This window comes from uncultured Cytophaga sp., from assembly GCF_937863595.1.
Classification (GTDB): Bacteria; Bacteroidota; Bacteroidia; order Cytophagales; family Cytophagaceae; genus Cytophaga.
Window position 1 is genome coordinate 1 of the sequence record NZ_CALMGQ010000140.1, and the last position, 1,461, is coordinate 1,461.

The window sequence follows — 1,461 nt, forward strand, 5'->3', positions numbered from 1 at the left end:
TAGTCGCTCCTTAAAAAGGTCTTGAAGTCAATGGTGACGTATTGTATAGCGATAAAAAAGGGTTAAATTTCCCCTAGTATTTCAATAAAAGCACAAAATCCTAGGGGAAATGCAAGGAAAACATAAACATGAGCCTCAGCTGAACATGTTCAAAACTCAGCTAAAGACCTTAATTTTAGATACGCACGCACTTGTTATTTTGAGTTATAAAATCCAATGGACTTCTATTGATAAAGAGTTTGAACAATACTACTCAGACTCTGGCAGACCAAGTGTACCAACTCGAACAATGGTTGGTTTATTAATGCTCAAAAGCATGTTTAATGAATCTGACGAAAGCCTTATTCTTAGATGGGTTGAGAATCCTTATTGGCAATATTTCTGTGGCGAACAATTTTTCAATCATGCCCCACCTTGTGATCCAAGTGACTTAGTTCATTTTAGAAAAAGAATACAAAAGACAGGTGTAGAATATATTTTAAAAGTTAGTGCATCTTTGCATTGTAAAGCCATTAAGGAAGAACAAGTATTAATAGATACAACTGTTCAAGAAAAGGATATTACTTTCCCTACGGATGCAAAACTCGCTGTCGGTATTCTAAAAGAATGCTGGCGTTTAGCCGATAAAAGTAATGTTAAGTTACATCAAAGTTTTAGTAGAAAAACAGCTCAAGCCAAGTTAAAATTACGGTTCGGTTCACACCCTACAAAAAAAACAATAGCACGTCAAGCCGTTCGCGATTTGCGTAAATATGCCAAGAAAGTAATCATGCAATTAAGAAACCATTTGCCTGAAGAAATAAAAAGATATTCCGAAGAAAGGTTCTTGTTTTATGATAAAATATTGGCGCAAAAGCGAGGAGATAAAAAGAAGATTTATTCGTTACATGAACCTGAGGTTTACTGCATGAGTAAAGGCAAGGCGCATAAGCAATATGAATTTGGATGCAAGGTGTCTATTGGTGTTACAGCCTATACAGGTATCATTGTATCTGCAACTTCCTTTGAAACAAATGTAAGTGATGTACATACGTTGGAGCAAACCTTAGAACAAATAAGATATGTAACAGAAAGGAATCCTACTGAAGCAATTTGTGATAGAGGCTATAGAGGTAAGAAGAAAATAAATGAAACGATTATAACCATTCCAAAGCCTTTACCAGATAGCAGCACAAGATACCAAAAGCAGAAAGTAAGAGAGAAATTTAGAAGAAGAGCTTCGATTGAACCATTGATTGGACATCTTAAATACGATCATAGAATGCAACGAAATTTCTTAAAAGGTGTGTACGGTGATTTTGTTAATTGCGTGCTCGCAGCGGCGGGCTTTAATTTAAAGAAGATGCTACGTCTGATAGCATCTTCTTTAGACAGCATGAAACGCTGTAGCTATTCAATAATCTACGCCCTAATAAATCTATTCCCTAGATTTGAAAAAGTGGCTTTTTAAGGGACGACTAA

1 protein-coding gene is annotated in these 1,461 nt (G+C 35.7%); it reads left to right on the plus strand.

All coding sequences use genetic code 11. The features are described 5' to 3' along the window. The first annotated feature begins 109 nt into the window (after positions 1–109). Positions 110–1,450 (plus strand): IS5 family transposase, encoded by a 1,341-nt coding sequence (locus Q0543_RS12170; RefSeq protein WP_299253340.1) that lies wholly within the window; start codon positions 110–112, stop codon positions 1,448–1,450. The last annotated feature ends 11 nt before the right edge of the window (positions 1,451–1,461 follow it).